Raw genomic sequence first — 255 nt, 5'->3', positions numbered from 1 at the left:
GAACCCGGTTTTTTTGACAAAGACAAACCCCGTTTCTGGAAACAAGCGATCGCCTTCCCAACCACCCAGGAGTCACATATTCCTGTAGGGGCGGGTTCAACAGCCTATATTCTTCTTCACCAGCAGCGATATAAACCCGCCCCGTTTTTTGAAAAACCCCGTTTCTGGAAACAAGCGATCGCCTTCCCAACCACCCAGGAGTCACATATTCCTGTAGGGGCGGGTTCAACAGCCTATATTCTTCTTCACCAGCAG

At 50.2% G+C, this 255-nt stretch carries 1 protein-coding gene; it reads left to right on the top strand.

Annotation, left to right across the window (positions count from 1 at the left end; translation table 11 throughout):
- Nucleotides 1-255 (top strand): hypothetical protein (locus tag P5674_RS26350; RefSeq protein WP_315670538.1); only part of this gene is annotated, 255 nt, incomplete at both ends.

It is taken from the genome of Limnospira sp. PMC 289.06 (assembly GCF_032350395.1).
In the GTDB taxonomy this organism is placed as follows: Bacteria; Cyanobacteriota; Cyanobacteriia; order Cyanobacteriales; family Microcoleaceae; genus Limnospira; species Limnospira platensis.
This window is presented reverse-complemented; position numbering and strand designations above follow the sequence as displayed.